Below are 1,155 nucleotides of genomic sequence, written 5' to 3'. Positions count from 1 at the left end.
GTTTGGAAGGGACCCTTGAGATTGAGTGCGATTGTCTTGTCGAACAGTTCCTCGCCGATCGAATCCACACTGTCGTAACGCACTGACGATCCCGCGTTATTGACCAATATGTCGATGCGCCCAACGGCCGCGTAGGCTTCGTCAACCAGGCGGTCACATTCGGCCCATCGGTTGACGTTGGCGGGCAACGAGAATGCGCGCCGACCAGTGGCGGCGATCTCGGCTGAGGTCTTTTCGCATGCCTCAGAATTGCGGCTGACTACCACGATGTCCGCCCCCGACGATGCCAGCTGCGCGCAGATCGCCCGGCCGATGCCGCGGGTGGCGCCGGTGACAAGTGCAGTGCGTCCGGTCAGATCGAAGAGATTGGTCACTGGTTGTCTCCTCCTCCGTCGAACTTGCCGATTCCCTGCTCGAGCAGGGACAGTGCCGCCCGGATTCGCTCGGCCGGGTCGCCCCGCCCGCCGCCTTGGACCCAAGCGCCGAACTCTGCGGCGGCGACGGCGTTCATCGCCGTTACGGCGATGCGCGCGTGCATCGTTGACTCCTTGTGTCCCTTGGGGAAACGTCCCGCCACCAGCGCGACGAGCTCGTCGTCGTTGACCAGGCGCTGGCCGCGGCTGCGGGCATTCAACTCCGGTGCCTGGGCAAGAATGCGGCCCAGTTGCACGACGCGTAGACGGTCTGCTGGTTCGACGTGGGAGGTGGCCAAAAAGGCTTGCCGTAGCGCGGTGACCGGACCCTCGTCGGCCGGGCGCGAAGCCAGCGCGTGGATCAGTCGCTCCCACACATGACGTTCGTAGTCCAGCAGTACTTCGTCCTTGGATGCGAAGTACCGAAAGAAGGTCCGTTCGGAGATTCCAGCGGCGGCGCTGATGTCGCCTACAGTAACCGTGTCAAAACCGCGCTCAGCGAACAACGCGATAGCGGTACGGCCGATGTCGGCGCGTAGCAGGCGCCGTCGCCGATCGGTCAGCGGTTCGGTCATAGCCGTTGCCCGCGCGCAAATTCCGCTGCGCCATGAAGCAATCGAATCACTCGCGGGCCCATGTCTGTGCGGTCGGCATCGACGCCGGATTTGACCTGCCGGGCGTGCGAGCCTTCGAGGATGATGGCGAGTTTGAACAGTGCCAGCGCCTCGTAGTAGGGCAGCGC

General features: G+C 64.0%; 2 protein-coding genes. Both read right to left on the bottom strand.

The window, feature by feature from the left end; translation table 11 throughout:
- Positions 1-374 (bottom strand): SDR family NAD(P)-dependent oxidoreductase (locus A9X04_RS29275; protein WP_156764595.1); only part of this gene is annotated, 374 nt, incomplete at its 3' end.
- Positions 371-988 (bottom strand): TetR family transcriptional regulator, encoded by a 618-nt coding sequence (locus tag A9X04_RS29270; protein ID WP_067917816.1) that lies wholly within the window; start codon positions 986-988, stop codon positions 371-373. The genes A9X04_RS29275 and A9X04_RS29270, both read right to left, overlap by 4 nt.
- Positions 989-1,155: the final 167 nt, after the last annotated feature.

Origin of the sequence: Mycobacterium sp. E3247 (assembly GCF_001667785.1) — a bacterium.
GTDB lineage: Bacteria > Actinomycetota > Actinomycetes > Mycobacteriales > Mycobacteriaceae > Mycobacterium.
This window is presented reverse-complemented; position numbering and strand designations above follow the sequence as displayed.

Coding starts and splice junctions, on each gene's coding strand:
- A9X04_RS29270 (WP_067917816.1), bottom strand. CDS start 988: ATGACCGAACCGCTGACCGATCGGCGACGGCGCCTGCTACGCGCCGAC.